Consider the following 16,574-nt stretch of genomic DNA (forward strand, 5'->3'; position numbering starts at 1 on the left):
CGTCAGGCGGGGAGAACCGCGCGTTCCATGATGTAATCGTCCATGACGAACCCGTTGCCGATATCGGTTTCCACGGCGTCGATCGTTTTGAACCCTTTGCCCAGATAAGCTCGGACGCCCAGGTCGTTATGCTTGTTGACCGTCAGGTACAACGCGCTCAACCCGCGTTCGCGCGCCAGCTGATCATAGAACGCGATGGTGCGCGACGCGAATCCGCAACCGCGCTCCTTGGCAAGCAGGTAGATTTTTGATATGAAGTAGCGGTTCGTTTCCGCTTCCACGCGGCCTCCCGTGTACCCCACGATGCGTCCGTCGTCTTCTGCATGCAGGAACCAGTATTCATAGGCATGCTCGCGCATGTCCCGCTCGATGGCGCTGAGGCTTTGGAACTGCTCCACCATGTAATCCGTCTGCTCGGGGCCGATGATGGCGGGCCAGTACTCGTGCCAGATCTCATCTGCCAGGGTTGCTAGCTGGGCGCGATCTTCGTCTGACGTTACCGGTGCGAATGCGACGTTCGTTGCTCCCATGGCGTTCCTTTCTGCGCGACGGTATGCTCGCGGTGTTCATGTAGGCTGGTTTGCATTGTAACGCTGATGCTTCTCCTTTGTTGAAAGACCTCTTCGAATTCGTCGACGGCGGCGTCCTTGCTGCGGCGGTTGAGCCGATGAAGATATGGATGTTCGTCGAAGGACGGGCGACATCCTAGCAGCACGCTTGCGTTTTGATGCTAACGATATATAATCCTATTTAATCAAACGTATAGTTACCATGAAACGGCAGGTACGCATCATGTCTTCTTCGACTGTCGAAAAGCAGGAACGCGCGACTACGCGCAACACCATTCAGCGAGCGCTTGTTTTAGAAGCGGTGCAGTCGCTGTGCAATCATCCCACGTCGGCCGACGTGTACGAGGTCGTCCGCGAAAAGCACCCCAATATCTCGCGCGCCACGGTGTATCGCAACTTGGGCGTACTGGCGAATCGCGGCGAAGTGTTGCGGGTGGAGGTTCCCAACGGCGCTGATCGCTATGATTTCCGCAACAAGCCCCATTACCATGCGAAGTGTCGCGTGTGCGGCGGCGTATTCGACATCGAGATGCCGCATCTTGACGACTTGGCCGCCCAGGTGCAAGACGCTCATGGCTTTGCTATCGAGGGCCACGAGATCATCTTCGACGGCGTATGCGCAACGTGTCGGGCGGCGCACGCGAACTGAGCGTGCCGCTTGCGGGCAAGAAGCGTGTTTTGCTCGTAAATATCGCGTAAGACGCTAAAAAGAACGTAGTGCGTTCATAAGCCTATGCTATACTAATTCAGCTTATAGGGCAGTCCTGTAAGCGCATAGCAATGTAGGCCCCCGAGACATGTTTTGTTACACAGCTCGGCACACGCGTTTTCGTGCAGAGCGGACATGGTGCACGTAGCAATCAATCATGACGAAGGGTCCCCGATTAGAAGAATTGAAAGGGGTCCGTTTTGACCGACATCAAGAACACGTCCGTCATCGACTTCGAAGACATCTCCGACGAACTCATGAACGAGATGATCGACGGCACGCTGACCGAGTTCGACGAGGGCGACCTGGTCGACGGCACGGTCGTCAAGATCGAGCACGACGAAGTGCTCGTTGACATCGGCTTCAAGAGCGAGGGCGTTATCCCGTCCCGCGAGCTCTCCATCCGCAAGGACGCCGATCCGTCCGACATCGTGGAGCTGGGCGAGAAGATCGAGGCTCTGGTTCTCCAGAAGGAGGACAAGGACGGTCGTCTGATCCTCTCCAAGAAGCGTGCCGAGTACGAGCGTGCTTGGATCCGTGTCGAAGAGAAGTTCAAGGCCGGCGAAGTGGTCACGGGCGAGGTTATCGAAGTGGTCAAGGGCGGTCTCATCCTGGACATCGGCCTGCGCGGCTTCCTGCCGGCGTCGCTGGTCGACCTTCGTCGCGTCAAGGATCTGGACATGTACCTGGGCACCGAGATCGAAGCCCGCGTCATCGAGATGGATCGCAACCGCAACAACGTCGTGCTGTCCCGCCGCGTGCTGCTCGAGGAAGGCCGCAAGAACGAGCGCGCCGAGATCCTCGCGAAGCTCAGCAAGGGCATGCGCCTCAAGGGCACCGTTTCCTCGATCGTCGACTTCGGCGCATTCGTCGACCTGGGCGGCATCGACGGCCTGGTGCACATCTCCGAGCTTTCCTGGAACCACGTCAACCATCCGTCCGAAGTCGTCAAGGTTGGCGACGAGGTCGAGGTCGAGGTTCTGGATGTCGATCTGCAGCGCGAGCGCATCTCGCTCGGCCTCAAGCAGACGACGGAGGATCCCTGGATCAAGCTCGTCGAGAGCTATCCGGTTGGCTCCATCGTCGACGGCAAGGTGACGAAGATCGTGCCGTTCGGCGCGTTCATCGAGCTTGGCCAGTCCATCGAGGGCCTGGTGCACATCTCCGAGATGGCTCAGCGTCACATCGACACCCCGGCGCAGGTTGTCAAGGCCGGCGACGAGGTCAAGGTCAAGGTCATGGAGATCAACCCCGAGCGTCGTCGCATCTCCCTGTCCATGAAGGCCGCTGCGGCTGACCTGGGCTTCGAGATCGAGGTGGACGAGTCCATCGTCGTCGAGGAGAAGCCGGCTAAGAAGAAGGCCGAGAAGAAGGATGCTCCTGCCGAGGAAGCTGCTGCTCCCGAGGCTGCTGAATAAAACTTCTCAGCACCGAGTGTATGCGAAAGGGTCCCAGCGATGGGACCCTTTCTTTATGGGGCGACTATGGGCGACCATGGGGCGACGCAAGCGGGAATCAGTCGGTGCGAACCATGCAGGATTTCCCGACGATGCTTGGGGAAAGGAGCGCGCAAGCCAGCGCACCGTTCTTCGGGAGGTCGGGGCGCCCCGACCTCCCGATGCGTGCTACTTCTGCTTCGCCATGCCCTGCACCATCGTGTGCGCCAACGATCGCACGGCGTCCGACGCGGAGGCGTTCGCCTTCGTGGCGGACGCCTCAAGCGGCGTTTCCACCTTCGCTGCTTCGGCACCTTCTTCATGCTTGGGCAGCAGCGGCGCAACGGCCTGGTAGATAAGATCGACGTAGGCTTGAGCACCCTCTTCGGTCAGGTGCGTTCCGTCGCCGTCGAAGTAGCTGTCTTGGTTGGCGCTTGCGGAGTACCAATCGATCACGTGCACGTTGGCGTGGCGCTCGGCAGCTCGGGCGAGTGCGTCGTTGGTGTCGGCCACCCATGATTGCGGGCTGCGCGTGTTCACCAGGAACACCTGCTTATCGGGGCCTATGGAGTCGACAAGGCTGTCGATCTGCTCGTCGGTTGCCCGGCCGTTGGTGCCCAGCGCGAACACCACCACGCCTCCGATAATGCCTTGTTGTTCGTAGCCCTTGTACACCTCGGCGCCAATGGGAAGCTGCCGATTCACGGCTGCATCGATGGCCCCGTAAGGGAACTGCTCCTTGAAGTAGGGGATAGTGCGCACGGAAACCGAATCGCCGATCATCATGATGTCGAGTTTCGGCTGTTCGGCAGGAGCATCTTCTCCCTCAGGGAGCGTTTCCGGAATGCCGGAGGTTTGCGCGCTTTCGTCTTTGAGCAGATTAGCGCCTTCGAGTGCCGACGTAGGGGGTACGAGTACCAGGCCGCCTACGGCAACGACCGTTACGCCTACGGCGGCAACGGTCGGTATGGCGTGCGTGCGCAGCCAGGAGGGAGCGTCGAGTTCTTTCGAACGAACGTCCTTGATAAAGGATCCTATGGCTCCACGGCGAATGGGATTCTCTACGAATCGGTACGAGAACGCAGCGCAAGCGAAGATGACTGCAAGTTGAATCAGGTACATCCACCAGGGGGTTTCGCCGGTGAAGTTGCGGGGGTTCATGAGCAGCAAAAGCGGGTAGTGCCACAGGTAGATGCCGTACGATCGCAAACCCACCCATACAAGCGGTTTCGCGCTCGCGGCTCGTCCCAGCAGGCTGGCGGGATGCACCATGACGGCTATGAGGATGGCGGTGAGCACGGAGGCCAGCAGCGTTCCGCCGTAATACCAGAACGGCGAGAACCCGTCTACGAACACGGCCATCGCCAGCAGTCCGACGAACGCGACGATGCCCACGCCGTCAAGAGCCTTGCGCACCTGCTTGGTCAGATGGATCTCTCCTTTGGCCCCGAGGAGGTGCGAAGGCCAAACGAACGCCAGCCAGGCTCCAATGAGCAGCGAGAACGCGCGCGTGTCGGTGCCGTAGTACACGCGGCTGGGGTCTGCCGCAGGATTGTAGAGGAGAGCCATCTCGGCAGCGGAGAGCAGCGCGAGCACCAGCGTGGCGTTGCGCATGGTGGTGCGCTTGAGGCCGGCTTTGTGCGCGGCGAACAGCAGGACAGGCCAAATGAGATAGAACTGCTCTTCGATGGCGAGCGACCAGAAGTGGGTGAGGGGCGACGGTGCGCCCAGCGCGTCGAAATACGATACGTCATGGAAGATGTACCACCAGTTCGTGACCCAGAGAAGCGCTGCCCACATATCGTCGCGCAGCTTGGTGAGCAAGCTGTGGTCGAACACGGTGAAAAGCACCGCGGAGCAGATGATAACGAACACGATGGCCGGCATGAGCCGCCGGATGCGTCGAAGCCAGAATTGCGGCAGGTTGATGCGACGGGTGCTGTCCCATTCGATAAGCAGCAGGCTCGTGATAAGATAACCTGACAGCACGAAGAACACGGTGACGCCCAGAAGGCCGCCCGGTGCCCAGAACATGCCCATGTGATAGGCGATAACCGCAAGTACGGCGAAGGCGCGCAGGCCGTCGAGAGCAGGGATGTAGCGCGATTTCGTGGTAGATTTTTCAGCCGGCATTCCGGCACCCTCCTGGTCTTTCTTAGGATGCAGCGTAACGACTTAGTATAGCAGCGCGCTTGCTCTATAATGGCCGGGCTGCAAGGTTTCAAAATATGGTTAACTACGCGTATCGTTGGTTGAGAGGCGGTTGCATGCAGGCAGGTGCGAAGGTGGCGCTCGGCATGAGCGGCGGCGTGGACAGCGCTGTATCGGCGGCGTTGCTGCTGAGGGCGGGATGCCAGGTGCTGGGCGTAACGTGTCGGTTCCATGATGACGAAGCCAGCGCACAGGCTGAGGCCGATGCGGCTGCGGTGTGCGCTTTGCTGGGCATTCCCCATGTTGTTCACGATAGCGTGGCGACGTTCGAGCGTTGCGTGGTGGAGCCGTTCGTCGACGCGTACGCGCGCGGGCTCACCCCCAGCCCTTGCGTGTGCTGCAATGCGCGCTGCAAGATTCCCGCGTTGCTGGAGGCTGCCGACAGCCACGGCTGCGACAGCGTGGCCACGGGCCATTACGCGCGCATCGCGCGTTTGACGAGCAACGACCGCTTCGTGGTGAAGACCGCGCTTGACGCGCGCAAAGACCAAAGTTACATGCTGTCGATGCTTTCCCAAGAGCAGCTTTCCCGCCTGGTTCTTCCTCTGGGCGCCATGACGAAGATCGACGTTCGCCTTATCGCTTCCGATCTGGGGCTTCATGTTGCAGAAAAGCCGGAAAGCCAAGACAACTGCTTCGTGGAGGGCGATTACCGGGACTTTCTTCGCCAGCGCGGGGTGAAGGACGCCCCCGGCGACATCGTCGACCGAACGGGCACGGTGCTGGGGCAGCACGAAGGGCTGTCGAACTATACGGTTGGACAGCGAAAGGGAATTGGCCTGGCCGCTGAAGAGCCGTACTACGTGGTGGAAAAGCGCGCCGCATCCGGCCAGCTGGTCGTGGGGTTCGCGGCGGAGACGCTTATTCGCGCGGTCCGCATTCGCGATGCGAACTGGCAGGCGCTCGAAACGTTCGGCGAACCGCGTAGCGCGATGGTCAAACTGCGCTACCGAAGCCGAGCGGTACCGTGTATCATAGAATTCGAAGATGGCGCGCGTGCGCGCATTGCGCTGCGAAGCCCGCAGCCAACGACGGCGCCGGGGCAGTACGCTGTTCTCTATGAGGGTGATACCGTGCTGGGAGGCGGCATGATCGAGGAGGTAGAGCAAGCATGAAAAAGCTGTTCATCATCGGTGGAATGGGAGCCGGAAAGTCAACCGCTCGCAAAGCTCTTGTAGAACAGGGGCTGCCGAACGTCGACCTCGACAAGGTTGGCCACGACGTGCTTCTGTGGGATACGGTGAAGGCCGAGCTGACCGACACGTTCGGCGCTGACATCTTGGGAGAAGACGGCGAGATCGATCGCCGTGCTTTGGCGGCGAAGGCTTTCGTGAATCCTGCCGAGACGCGCAAGCTTAACCGCATCACGCTGCCGCGTATCGAGGAAGCGTTCACCGACCGTATTGCCGAGCTGGAACAAGAGGGCCACAAGGCGGTGGTCGTGGAGTATTCCGTGTTCAAGAATCGCCAAACCTCTCTGGCGTACGACGCCGACGTGGTCATGGCCGTTCTGGCTCCCATTGATATGCGCATCGAGCGGGCGGTGAAAAGCGGTTGGGACGAGGCCGACGTTCGCCGTCGCATAGCTCAGCAGATCACCGATGCCGACCGCATCGAAGCTGCCGACGTGGTGTTCAACAACGACGGCACTCCCGACGAGATGCGCAACAAGGTGCTTGCGTGGTGGGGGGAATATTCCCAGGAGCTGTAAGCCTTTAACTAAAGCGGGACCGAGGGTGAGGTGGAAAGACGGTGAGACAGAGGGGTTGATGACTCGCCGGCCTTCCACCTCGCCTGCTTGTTCGAAGGGATCATAGATGGCGCATCTTACGAATATCGAGGGCATCGAAATGGAAGGCAAACTGCCGGAAGTGAGATTGTCCACCACCCCGTTCGAAGTGGTGTCTCCCTTCGAGCCGTCGGGCGACCAACCCCAAGCGATCGAGAAGTTGGCCAAAGGCGTGAACGACGGCCTTCGTTACCAAACGCTTCTCGGCGTGACCGGATCGGGCAAGACGTTCACCATGGCCAAGACCATCGAGGCCGTGCAGAAGCCCACGCTGGTCATGGCGCCGAACAAGACGCTGGCCGCCCAATTGGCAAGCGAGCTCAAAGAGTTCTTCCCCAACAACTCCGTGGTGTACTTCGTCAGCTACTACGATTACTACCAGCCGGAAGCGTACGTTCCTTCGTCGGACACGTTCATCGAGAAAGACGCCTCTATCAACGAAGAGGTGGAGAAGCTGCGGCATGCGGCAACGTCCGCGCTGCTGTCGCGGCGCGACTGCATCGTGGTCGCCTCGGTGTCGTGCATCTACGGCATTGGCAGCCCGATGGATTACGCGGGGATGGCCGTATTCGTGGGCAAGCAGAAGGAAATGGATCGCGACCAGGTGATCCACGAGCTTATCGACATCCAGTACGATCGCAACGATTACGATTTGAAGCGCGGTACGTTCCGCGTGCGCGGCGACGCCCTCGACGTGTTTCCGCCGTACGCGGACAATCCCATCCGCATCGAGTTCTGGGGCGACGAGATAGAGGCCATCGCCGAGATCGACAACGTGACGGGCGAGGTCGTCAACGAATTCGAAGCGCTGCCCATCTGGCCGGCGTCGCATTACGTGACCGCGCGCCCCAAGATGGACCGCGCGCTGGGCACGATCCGCGACGAGCTGCGCGAGCGCTTGCAACAGTTCAAGGAGGAAGGCAAGCTGCTGGAGGCTCAACGCTTGGAGATGCGCGTGGCGTACGATTTGGAGATGCTCGAAACCATGGGGTTCTGCTCGGGCATCGAGAACTATTCCCGCCACATGGACGGCCGCCAGCCGGGCGAGCCGCCGTACACCCTGATCGATTACTTCCCGAAAGACTTCCTCTGCATTATCGACGAGAGCCATGTGACCGTGCCTCAGATTCGCGGCATGCACGAAGGCGACCGCTCGCGCAAGATCACCTTGACCGAGCATGGGTTCCGTCTGCCTAGCTGCTTGGACAACCGTCCTTTGCGATTCGACGAGTTCGAGGACCGCGTTCCCCAGTTCGTGTACGTATCGGCTACGCCGGGCGACTACGAAGAGAAGGTCACGCAGCAGCAGGTCGAGCAGATCATTCGACCGACGGGGCTGCTCGATCCGGAGATCATCGTGCGCGGATCAGCTTCGCAGATCGACGACATCATCGACGAGGCGAAGGAACGCGCTGCCCGCGACGAGCGCGTGCTCATTACCACGCTTACGAAGAAGATGGCGGAAGATCTGACCGATCACTTGCTCGACCAGGGCGTGAACACGCGGTACATGCACTCGGACATCGCTACGCTTGAGCGCGTGGAGATCCTGCGCGACCTGCGCCGCGGCGAATTCGACGTGCTGGTGGGCATCAACTTGCTGCGCGAGGGCTTGGACCTGCCGGAAGTGTCGCTTGTCGCCATCCTGGATGCCGACAAAGAGGGATTCCTGCGCAACCATCGCTCCCTGATCCAGACCATCGGGCGCGCCGCCCGCAACGTGTCGGGCCAGGTGATCATGTACGCCGACAAGATCACCGACTCCATGGCGCGCGCCATCGACGAGACGAAGCGCCGTCGCGCTATCCAGATGCAGTACAACGAGGATCACGGCATCGAGCCGCAGACCATTCGCAAGGCCATCAACGACATCATGAGCTACGTGACCGACGAGATGGGCAACACCACGGCGGAGCAGGTCAACAAGGAGCTGGCCGAGCTGTCGCGCGAGGAGGTCCTGCGCATCATATCGTCTATGGAAGACGACATGGCGGCGGCGTCCAAGAGCATGGACTTCGAGGAAGCCGCTCGCTTGCGCGATCAGGTGGTGAAGCTGCGCGCGCAGGTTGAGGGATCGAGCGAAGAGGACGTGCTCAAGGATCTCAAGAAGAGCGCGCGCAAGGGAAGCGCTTTCGGCAATCGCAAGAACGCAGCGTACGGTTCAAGCCGAAGGTCCTAGCGAGCCGCACGTTCGATGCGGGGTGTCGACCGTGGGCGAGGGATCGCCTTCGCCCACGGTCGCGGCATGTGCTATTCGGCGGCTTCTGCGTTCTGCGCCGCACCGCTGTCGCGCACGATGGTCGGCTTGTCGCTGTCGAGCGCTCGCACGCTTTTGGGCAGGTAGATCGCCAGGCCCAGAACCAGGCAGATCAGGCCGTCCACCACGAAGAACGGTGCAACTCCGATGGATTCGGCCAGCACGCCGCCGAACGCGATTCCCACAGGAGAGGCCAGGCCCATGGCCGCCATGGCCAGACCCAGCACGCGACCGGTTTTCTCTTCAGGGGTGTTGCGCTGGATGAGCGTGATGAGCGGGCCGTTGAACCAGGCGCACGCGACCGCCATTGCGGCGCACAGCACGACGAACGCCCAGAACATGGTGGGTGCAAGGAATCCGCATGCCATGGTGGTCGCGCCCACGATGAAGGCCGCGATCCCGATCAAAAGGGCAAGCCGCTTGCCGCCGCCCCAGATCATGAGGATGGCCGACCCTATGATCATGCCCACGCCGAACGATGCTTCCACGATGGACGCCGCGTAGCCGTCTCCGCCGAAATGGTCGAACGTCATAAGCGGGAAGATCGCACCGAGCGGGGCGAAGGTGACCATGCCGATCGTGACGCCGGCAATCAGGATGACCAGGCCGCGATTGGCCGACAGGGCTTTCCATCCGTCGCGCATGTTCGCGAGCACGTGCTGGTCCTTTGCGGACTCGTCGACAACCGTGGGTATCTTCACCAGGGCCAGGCCGGCAACGGCCAAAAGCGCTCCCAGGAAGTCCAGGAACATGACCGAGTGGAATCCGAACGTGGTGTACAGGAAGATGCCGAACGCAGGCGCGCCGATGGACGCTACGGAAATGAGCAGCTGGTCAAGCGTGTTGATGCGCAGCAGGTGCTTCTCCGGCACGAGCAGCGGCATGGCCGCCATCATGGCCGGCCCGTGGAACGCCTGCCCGACGCTGCGCGCGATGACCAGCACCATGAGCAGGCCGAACGAAACCTGGCCGAACAAAATGACGAAGCCCAGGCCAAGCGATATGATGCCGATGCCCAGATCGGCTGCGATCATGACGGTTTTCCGGTTGTACTTGTCTGCTATCACGCCGCCGAAAGGCGAAAGAAGCCCTTGCGGCAGGTAGGCGCAGATGGCTGCGGCGGACAGCATGATGGCGCTGCCGGTGGTTTCGGTGATGTACCAGATCACCGCGTATCCTGCGGCGTAGCTGGTGATCATCGAGGCGGCCTGCCCGGCCCAGATGGTGGCGATGATGGCAAGCCATCGTTTAGGAAGCGGTTGCCCGCCTGCGCTCATGAGCGCGGTTGATTCGGTCATAAGGATGCTCCTTGATAGTGGTGTGCTGAATTGATGATGCGGTTGCGCATGCGGTTGCGCTACCAATTTTGCATGGAATCGGGACGAAACGAGCGCAACGACAAGTTGCGCTTGCACGCATCATGAGAACGATGCAGGAATCGCAAGGCGATTTGCTAGTAGATTTGTCCCGCCATCAAAACAGAGCTCCTAGAAATTTGATCAGAATCGCGGCGACCAGTGTAACATACGTGACGTGATTGGCCAACAAGGGCGTTTGCGGGCGAAAGGTGCCGAGCGACCTGCCTTTACGGCTTCCCTGTGCTTTTCGCTCACGCCGCGCTGGCGCGTTTGAAGCTACAGCGCTTCGGTCATGCGCAGGTTGAGGTCGACCGACGTGCTGATTCCTGCGACGGTGCCGCCGTTGGTGTACTGCCACAGGGCGAAGTCGAAACGCGCCCGCGGCACGGCGGCGTCGTATTCCGCAAACCAGATGGGCCGGTTTCCCAGCGCAGCTCGGTCGTAGCGCGCCATATCCCCGTTGTTTCCGTAGATCATGGTCTTGTACCCAGCGGCTTCAAGGCGCTCGCAAAACGCGATCGCCGCGGCAGTGAGCGTGCCTTTGTCCAGGTTGTTGGCGCGTCCGTTGGGATCCGCCACGGGCTCATGGTCGAAGGCAACGGGAAGTTCAAGGGCGCGCCCGTTGAGTTGGGCCAGCACGAACTCCGCTTCTTCGACGGCTTCGGCAGCGTTCACTGCTTGCGAGAAGAAGTATGCTCCCGTTTGGAGCCCTGCGGCTTGCGCGCCGCGCACGTTCTCGTCGAAGCGGGCATCGGCGGACAAGCCCCCTTGGGTGTACCCGCGGTTTCCTATGCGCACGAAAGCGAAATCGATGCCGTCTGCGGCTACCGCATTCCAATCTATGAAGCCTTGATGATCGGAGACATCGACGCCAACCTGGGATTTCAACGATCCTCCCGGACGATACGCCAGGCGGTCGCCGGTACGTTCAAGGCTGCTCCAATCGTAGGGGCTTACGTACTCTGCGTTTTTCGGGGCGCTTTCTGGAGCCGTGCATTGTCCCAGGCCCACAAGCATCCCTACGAACAGAAGCCCTGCAAGCATGACGAGCAGGACGCCGACCAGGGGGCTTTTCCTTGCATGCCGAGAAGAGCTGCGGGGCGCAGGCGCGTACGTTGCGGCGTGACGAGGCTTGCCGTGGCTGCGGCGCTTGTTGGTTCGAGGTTTCATGCGGGTATCCTACCAGAGGCTGTTGCGAGCATTGCGCGCGCAGCGACGATCGCGCGACGACTACAGAACTTGCTGTTGTTGCCGCGGGCGCGGGCCTGGCTATGCGGGGATCGTCATTGCTTTCGGCGTTACGGCTGACAGCGTGGGCCGCGCGGACAGGTGTTGGGCGCGCGCTTGGTCCAGGTAGTCGTATCTGACCAGCTTGCGCAGCACTTCCTGTTGGCGCTGGCGCGCAAGGTCGGGGTTTTTGGCGGGGGAGTAGACGGAGGGAGCGTTCGGTATGCCTGCCAGCATGGCGCACTCGTCTTCGGTTAGCTGACTGGGCTGTTTTCCGAAGTATCCCATGCTTGCGTTCCCGATTCCCTCGTACCCGTTGCCGAAGTAAATCGAGTTTACGTACAGTTCCAAGATCTTCCGTTTGGAAAAATGGCTTTCCATGGTGAAGGCCATGAGCGTTTCGGCCAGCTTGCGCTCGAGCGTTTGCTCCTGCGTGAAGTACTGGTTTTTAGCCAGCTGCTGCGTGATGGTGCTGCCGCCTTCCACTACGGATCGCGCCTTGATGTTGTTGACCAGCGCTCGCCCGGTGGCTATAACGTCGAAGCCGGGATGCGCGTAAAAGCGATGATCCTCCACTGCAACAACGGCCTGCAGGTACAGATCGGGAAGTTTATCGAGGGAAGTGAATCCCTGCTCGCTCTCGATAGCCGTCGCCATATCGTCGAGGCTTTGAGACTCGAGTGCGGTTCGGTACAGGTTGAATCCTCGTGCCGCGAAGAATGCGGTTGCAAGTACTCCTAGGATAAGCGCGAGAGCGAGCGATCGTTTGAAGAGCGTTCCAGCGGTCATGCCCGGCTCCTTTCGATGCGGTGATCGGGACTCCATTCTTTATACCAGCCAACTCTTAAGGCTTTCTTACCGACCGCTTGCCCCTCCCTTACATTCCTGAAAGGGGAGGTCTGCCTTAAATTCAGGGGCATAGGCTATACTTACCTCATTGCATGTATTTACGGAGGCGGCGTGCCAGCTAGTCCTTGGCAGTGGTACGTCGGGGGGACTCGAGTAAAGGACGGTGGAGCGAACATGATGGTTTCGACGAAGGGACGCTACGCTCTGCGTCTTATGATCGATATAGCGAAACAGGGAGAAGTCGGGTCGCTCGTAACCATGAGGCAGGCGGCGGAGCGCGAGGGTTTGTCCGTCAAGTATCTTGAGCAGCTAGGTGGCGCTTTGGTGAAGGCCGACGTGCTCAAAAGCGTGCGAGGCGTGAGCGGCGGCTACCTGCTTGCGCGTCCGGCGGATGAGATTACCGTTGGAGACATCTTGCGGGCCACCGAGGGAAGCTCGGCTCCCGTTGCCTGCGTTGAAGACTCGGAGCATTGCGAGCGGAGCAGCGGTTGCTCGGCGCGGGAATTTTGGATCGGGCTGGATCGCGCGATCGAGTCGTACGCCGACAGCGTGAAGCTGTCGACTTTGGCGAAGCGCCCGTAAAGTCGGCGGATCCGCTAGAAGCTGCGCCGCTCGTAGAGCTGTACCGCAACCGAAGCCGATCCGACGTACCACGTGGCTCCTAGGGCAACAAGGCTTGCCGAAAGCAGCAGGATTTGGCTTGAAGATGCCTCAAGGGCGGGCGCGCCGGCAGCGAGCAGGTTCAGGCCGGACGGACCCAAAGCCTGTGGAATCAATGCGAGCGCCAGTACGAAGATCGCGGGTGCGTACTTCAGCGCTCCCTCGTAACCGAAGCGCAGGTTGAGTGGCATCATCACGCCCAGAGCGAAGGCGGCGAACGCAACAGCGCTTGCGCAGCAGGGCGCGAGGGAGGCGAAATCGAACGATGCGGCCTCCCTTAGCAGGGAAAGCCCGGGAAATATGCTGGTGGCTAAACATCCCGCTGCATACGCGAGCGCGCCGGTGACGACGCTTGCCGCCATGACTGCTGCAAGGGCGGCGTAGCGGCCGTCTACGACGTTTTTGCGCGATAGCGGAAGGGCGAGGCGCGGTCCTTCCCATCCTGATGCGCTCTCCGTGAGGAAAAGGGCGCTGCATGTCATGATTGGGTTGGCGATTGCAACGTATATGACAATCAGGGGAATGTTTCCCACGATGACCGAAGTGGCGAAGGTGATCAGCATCCAGCACGCGGTCATGCGAACCAGCCTATCTTTCATGACGATGAGATCGGATAGCATCGCTGCGCTTCATAAGCGCGGCTCCTTTCCGAAGGGGGCTGCTCGAACGGCAGCCCCGGTACGGTTCCCGCTTTACAATTCGCGTCGTTCGTACAACTTGATGGACAGTGCGCACGATGCCGCGTAGAGGGCTGCGGCGGCGGCCACCACGATACCGGCCATTCCCAGCGTTCCCTCGGGCGTTTGCACCCAGCTTGCAAGGTTGGCGAGGAATTGGGGAACCTCGCCGTTGCCGCCTGCCGTGAACAGGAAGAACACGCCGAAGAAAATGATCAGGGGCGCGAATCGAACCGCTTTCGTCATGCCGAAACGCGCGACCATCGGCAGCACGACGGATAGCATGACCACGATGACCGCAACGCCCGTGATGCTTGCCAAGACGATAGCCTGCCACGAGAAGTTCACCATGAGCGCGGCTAGCTGCGGCACGTTCGAGAACAGTGTTGCTGCAATGATGACCAGGCCCGTGGCAACGATGCCCGTCATGAATCCGACTATGGCGATCACCGCGAAGCTTGCGTAGCGCCCGGTGATGACGTGTTTGCGGGATAGCGGCAGCGCCAGCCTAAACTGCTCCCAGCCCCCGCGTTCGTCGAAAGCCAGTATGGTGAACGCTACGGAAAACGGGGTCATTGCCGCGATGGCGGGCGCGATCACGTAGATGTTCTCCATCATGATGCACATGAATATACCCACGACGATACCGAGCCCCACCTGCGGCATCAAGTATTTCTTCGCGATCAGAAGATCGGACAGGAGCATGGCGTTCACAGTACTTCTCCCTTCAGCATGAGGCTCATGTACGAATCGATGTCGGCGCGTTCCACCACGACGTCGCGGAAATTCTCGGCGAAGGCGAACCGATCGGGCACCAGCACCGAGGTGCCGTACGCGTTGCGGGCGTAGTGCAGGCTCCCCGGTGCGTACAGCCCGCTGTCCGCCAGGGCGGCGAACTCGGACGCGCGGCACTGAGCGATGCCCGCCTGATGGACGATGGCGTCCTTCTCGATGGAGAACACGATGCGCCCCTCGTCGATGCACACGATGTAATCGGCAATCTTCTCCAGATCGCTGGTGATATGGCTGGACATCAGGATGCCGTGGTTCTCGTCGGTCATGAAATCGCGCAAGGTGTCGAGCGTTTCGTCGCGCGCCATCGGATCCAGGCCGGCGGTTGCTTCGTCCAAGATGAGCAGATCGGCGTCGTGGGAGAGCGCGCATGCCAAAGACAGCTTCATGCTCATGCCGCGCGAGAGGTCCTTCACCGTCTTGCTCGGAGGAAGCTCGAACTGCTTGATGCGCTCGCGAAAGCCTGCGGCATCCCATGCGCGGTAGCTTACGGACATGAGCTTGCCCACGGCTTCGACCGTCAGCTCCTCGGGGAAGGAGCAGGTGTCGAAGACCACGCCGACGCGCTGCTTCAGCTCTGCGAGGCGTTTGGGGGGAGCCCCTACGGTTTCTTCGCCGAACAGGGCAATCTGGCCGCTGTCGGGCCTGGTCAAGCCAAGGATGGATTTAATGGTGGTGGTTTTTCCGGCTCCATTGCTGCCGATGAATCCCACTACGCTGCCCGAAGGCACGCGCAGGCTCACGTCCTGCAGGTCGAAACCGTCGTAGTGCTTCGAGAGGCCTCGTATGTTCAGAAGGTCGTTCATCAGTCGTCACTTTCGGTCGTGTGCGGTGCTCGTTCGTTTCGGATGCGTCTAGATGTTGTCGTTTGCTACCAGGTCGAGCATGTCGTGCAGCTCTGCAAGGCTCACGCCAGAGCTCCGTGCCTCGTTCGCGGCCTTCGTCAGCAGGTCTTCTATATGGCGAAGACGCTCCTCGCGCAGCAGTTCCATGTTGCCGCCGGCTACGAAGCTGCCCTTGCCCTGCACCGTTTCGACGAATCCTTGCGCTTCGAGGTCGGCATAGGCGCGCTTCGTGGTGATGACGCTGATGTGCAGGTCGTTCGCCAGCGCGCGGATCGAGGGAAGCTGCTGACCCTCTGCGAGCTCGCCTGTCAGGATGAGATTTTTCAGCTGACTGGTGATCTGCTCGTAGATGGGCTTGTCGCTTGCGTTCGAGATGATAATGTCCAACATCGCTCCTGTTCCAGTTCGTATTCGCCGCGGGATTGCCTGCAGCGAAGTGGTGCGCGGATGCTCGGGCGTCCCCGGAGCATCCGGGTGGCGCGCTGCAGCGTCCTGTCGCGCGCCGGGAGGTCGCAAGCACGTTCCTTGCTGGCTCCGTCGGGCTTCGCCTCTGCATGTTCGATGGTGTGCATAGCGAACTGTACAGTGTGTATATACCCGATATGCACACTATAATCAGTTGACGAGATCGCGTCAAGATGCGAGCGAGCATCTTTTTCAGTTGGACATCTTGCTTCCTGGCTTGGGCTGCCGCCGTTCAGCTTGCTCCGCGTGCCCGTGACGGTGATGCTCCAAGCAAGGGACAGGGTTCGACGGTGCTCAGGATTGGCGAATGGAAGCGTGCGCGCGAAAAACGGCCACCGTTGGTAGGTTTTGACGGTTTGAGGTCGTCGATTTGCTTTCGTCACCCTTTCGGCTGAAGGACGCTTTGCATCGTACCTGGTCAGAAGCGCGTGGCGAATCCGGTTTGAAAACGGCTGACTTGCAGCGGGCGTCAAAGGACCTCAAACCGTCAGAACCTGCCAGCGAAGCTGGATTTTCGTGCGCAGCTAGGTGGTTTTGCCGCTCAGACGCGGCTTGGGCGGTGACGGTCCCGTTTTCGGCTCGTGCTGTCGTGCAGCCAGTGTGGCTGCGACCCCGTTTTCGGTTTGCGTGCTCCAGGTAGCCTGCGCGACGACAGCCCCGTTCGCGGCTCGTGCAACCCGGGCGGTCCATGGGGCAGCAACCCTTTTGCAAGCGCCCGGCTTGGCCTGGC

Annotated in this window: 15 protein-coding genes; 6 read left to right on the forward strand and 9 right to left on the reverse strand. The window is 60.5% G+C overall.

What is annotated here, in order from left to right; all coding sequences use genetic code 11:
• Positions 1-2 precede the first annotated feature (2 nt).
• Entirely contained in the window at positions 3-530 is a 528-nt protein-coding gene (locus LG373_RS00450) for a GNAT family N-acetyltransferase (protein WP_216529059.1), read from the reverse strand.
• Between the two features lie 241 nt (positions 531-771).
• On the opposite strand from LG373_RS00450, the gene LG373_RS00455 reads away from it, so the two are divergent.
• Positions 772-1,218, forward strand: coding sequence for a Fur family transcriptional regulator (locus tag LG373_RS00455; RefSeq protein WP_225748673.1), 447 nt, complete (start codon positions 772-774; stop codon positions 1,216-1,218).
• A gap of 260 nt (positions 1,219-1,478) precedes the next feature.
• Complete coding sequence (gene rpsA, locus LG373_RS00460; RefSeq protein WP_114566556.1) at positions 1,479-2,696, forward strand: 30S ribosomal protein S1; 1,218 nt, start codon at positions 1,479-1,481, stop codon at positions 2,694-2,696.
• Positions 2,697-2,903: 207 nt separating this feature from the next.
• Here the strand turns inward: rpsA and LG373_RS00465 are convergent, their stop codons facing one another.
• Positions 2,904-4,847, reverse strand: a complete 1,944-nt coding sequence (locus LG373_RS00465; RefSeq protein ID WP_216529060.1) for an acyltransferase family protein — start codon at positions 4,845-4,847, stop codon at positions 2,904-2,906.
• Positions 4,848-4,942: 95 nt separating this feature from the next.
• Between LG373_RS00465 and mnmA the strand changes: the two genes are divergently transcribed.
• The 3 genes from mnmA to uvrB all read left to right on the forward strand — a co-directional run bounded on the left by mnmA (position 4,943) and on the right by uvrB (position 8,893).
• The gene (mnmA, locus tag LG373_RS00470; RefSeq protein WP_114566558.1) at positions 4,943-6,040 is read left to right on the forward strand and encodes a tRNA 2-thiouridine(34) synthase MnmA; all 1,098 of its coding nucleotides are present in this window, start codon (positions 4,943-4,945) and stop codon (positions 6,038-6,040) included.
• Positions 6,037-6,636 (forward strand): dephospho-CoA kinase, encoded by a 600-nt coding sequence (gene coaE, locus LG373_RS00475; protein WP_114566559.1) that lies wholly within the window; start codon positions 6,037-6,039, stop codon positions 6,634-6,636. Before mnmA ends, coaE begins: the two co-directional genes overlap by 4 nt.
• A gap of 106 nt (positions 6,637-6,742) precedes the next feature.
• A complete protein-coding gene (uvrB, locus tag LG373_RS00480) occupies positions 6,743-8,893 on the forward strand; it encodes an excinuclease ABC subunit UvrB (protein WP_305072020.1) in 2,151 nt (716 codons plus the stop codon).
• 71 nt (positions 8,894-8,964) lie between these two features.
• Here the strand turns inward: uvrB and LG373_RS00485 are convergent, their stop codons facing one another.
• From LG373_RS00485 to LG373_RS00495, 3 genes are all read right to left on the reverse strand, one after another.
• Complete coding sequence (locus tag LG373_RS00485) at positions 8,965-10,269, reverse strand: MFS transporter (RefSeq protein ID WP_225748674.1); 1,305 nt, start codon at positions 10,267-10,269, stop codon at positions 8,965-8,967.
• A 336-nt stretch (positions 10,270-10,605) separates the two neighbouring features.
• Positions 10,606-11,499 (reverse strand): glycoside hydrolase family 25 protein, encoded by an 894-nt coding sequence (locus LG373_RS00490; RefSeq protein WP_225748675.1) that lies wholly within the window; start codon positions 11,497-11,499, stop codon positions 10,606-10,608.
• A 99-nt stretch (positions 11,500-11,598) separates the two neighbouring features.
• Complete coding sequence (locus LG373_RS00495) at positions 11,599-12,345, reverse strand: transglycosylase domain-containing protein (RefSeq protein WP_225748676.1); 747 nt, start codon at positions 12,343-12,345, stop codon at positions 11,599-11,601.
• 234 nt (positions 12,346-12,579) lie between these two features.
• On the opposite strand from LG373_RS00495, the gene LG373_RS00500 reads away from it, so the two are divergent.
• Positions 12,580-12,987, forward strand: a complete 408-nt coding sequence (locus tag LG373_RS00500; protein WP_114566564.1) for an Rrf2 family transcriptional regulator — start codon at positions 12,580-12,582, stop codon at positions 12,985-12,987.
• Between the two features lie 14 nt (positions 12,988-13,001).
• Here the strand turns inward: LG373_RS00500 and LG373_RS00505 are convergent, their stop codons facing one another.
• The 4 genes from LG373_RS00505 to LG373_RS00520 all read right to left on the reverse strand — a co-directional run bounded on the left by LG373_RS00505 (position 13,002) and on the right by LG373_RS00520 (position 15,766).
• On the reverse strand, positions 13,002-13,685 hold the full coding sequence (locus LG373_RS00505; RefSeq protein ID WP_225748677.1) for an ABC-2 transporter permease: 684 nt from the start codon (positions 13,683-13,685) through the stop codon (positions 13,002-13,004).
• 72 nt (positions 13,686-13,757) lie between these two features.
• On the reverse strand, positions 13,758-14,447 hold the full coding sequence (locus LG373_RS00510; protein ID WP_225748982.1) for an ABC-2 transporter permease: 690 nt from the start codon (positions 14,445-14,447) through the stop codon (positions 13,758-13,760).
• Between the two features lie 5 nt (positions 14,448-14,452).
• Positions 14,453-15,340 carry an ABC transporter ATP-binding protein gene (locus LG373_RS00515; protein WP_225748678.1) on the reverse strand — a complete coding sequence of 296 codons (888 nt, stop codon included), beginning with the start codon at positions 15,338-15,340 and terminating at the stop codon, positions 14,453-14,455.
• A 48-nt stretch (positions 15,341-15,388) separates the two neighbouring features.
• Entirely contained in the window at positions 15,389-15,766 is a 378-nt protein-coding gene (locus LG373_RS00520; RefSeq protein WP_370632832.1) for a GntR family transcriptional regulator, read from the reverse strand.
• Positions 15,767-16,574 lie beyond the last annotated feature (808 nt).

This window comes from Paraeggerthella sp. Marseille-Q4926 (assembly GCF_916618935.1).
Lineage (GTDB): Bacteria > Actinomycetota > Coriobacteriia > Coriobacteriales > Eggerthellaceae > Paraeggerthella > Paraeggerthella hominis.

Coding starts and splice junctions, on each gene's coding strand:
- LG373_RS00450 (WP_216529059.1), bottom strand. CDS start 530: ATGGGAGCAACGAACGTCGCATTCGCACCGGTAACGTCAGACGAAGAT.
- LG373_RS00455 (WP_225748673.1), top strand. CDS start 772: ATGAAACGGCAGGTACGCATCATGTCTTCTTCGACTGTCGAAAAGCAG.
- LG373_RS00465 (WP_216529060.1), bottom strand. CDS start 4,847: ATGCCGGCTGAAAAATCTACCACGAAATCGCGCTACATCCCTGCTCTC.
- mnmA (WP_114566558.1), top strand. CDS start 4,943: ATGGTTAACTACGCGTATCGTTGGTTGAGAGGCGGTTGCATGCAGGCA.
- coaE (WP_114566559.1), top strand. CDS start 6,037: ATGAAAAAGCTGTTCATCATCGGTGGAATGGGAGCCGGAAAGTCAACC.
- uvrB (WP_305072020.1), top strand. CDS start 6,743: ATGGCGCATCTTACGAATATCGAGGGCATCGAAATGGAAGGCAAACTG.
- LG373_RS00485 (WP_225748674.1), bottom strand. CDS start 10,269: ATGACCGAATCAACCGCGCTCATGAGCGCAGGCGGGCAACCGCTTCCT.
- LG373_RS00490 (WP_225748675.1), bottom strand. CDS start 11,499: ATGAAACCTCGAACCAACAAGCGCCGCAGCCACGGCAAGCCTCGTCAC.
- LG373_RS00495 (WP_225748676.1), bottom strand. CDS start 12,345: ATGACCGCTGGAACGCTCTTCAAACGATCGCTCGCTCTCGCGCTTATC.
- LG373_RS00500 (WP_114566564.1), top strand. CDS start 12,580: ATGATGGTTTCGACGAAGGGACGCTACGCTCTGCGTCTTATGATCGAT.
- LG373_RS00505 (WP_225748677.1), bottom strand. CDS start 13,685: ATGCTATCCGATCTCATCGTCATGAAAGATAGGCTGGTTCGCATGACC.
- LG373_RS00510 (WP_225748982.1), bottom strand. CDS start 14,447: ATGCTCCTGTCCGATCTTCTGATCGCGAAGAAATACTTGATGCCGCAG.
- LG373_RS00515 (WP_225748678.1), bottom strand. CDS start 15,340: ATGAACGACCTTCTGAACATACGAGGCCTCTCGAAGCACTACGACGGT.